This is a genomic window from Dermacoccus sp. UBA1591 (assembly GCF_002322065.1).
Classification (GTDB): Bacteria; Actinomycetota; Actinomycetes; order Actinomycetales; family Dermatophilaceae; genus Dermacoccus; species Dermacoccus nishinomiyaensis.
Genome location: NZ_DCNR01000110.1, coordinates 133,940 through 134,418 on the forward strand (window position 1 = coordinate 133,940; position 479 = coordinate 134,418).

1 pseudogene is annotated in these 479 nt (G+C 75.4%); it reads left to right on the forward strand.

Annotation, left to right across the window (positions count from 1 at the left end):
- A pseudogene (locus B2284_RS12725) lies at window positions 1-479 on the forward strand (tRNA (adenine-N1)-methyltransferase); the annotation flags it as partial.

Here is a 479-nt window from a genome sequence, read left to right on the forward strand (position 1 = left end):
CAGTTGTCGCGCGTCGCCGAGGCCGCGCGCGATCACGGCGGCTTCACCGAGCCGAACGCGTGGGAGAGCCTCGTGCGCGGCTGGCACCTCGAAGGCCTCGCCGTGCGCCCCGAGCACCGCATGCACGCCCACACCGGCTTCCTCATCTCCACGCGCCGCCTCGCCGACGGCGTCGCCGCGCCGCTCGTCAAGCGCCGCCCTGCCAAGGGTGCCTACGGTGACGACGGCGCTCCCGCCAGCGCCCCGGAGCCCACGCCCGACGACGCGTGGACACCCGAAGCCGTCGGCGAACGCCCCGTCTCCGACAAGAAGATGCGCAAGCTCGTGCGCTCGTTCGAGAACACCCCGACGGCACAGGCGCTCGCGGGCGATGACACCGCACGCGCCCCTGAGTCGGCCGGGCCGGCGGGCTCTGACGCCGCTTCGGTGGCGCAGGCGAGCGCCGGCTCGGCCGCCGACGCGGAGACGTCCGTCGCTGC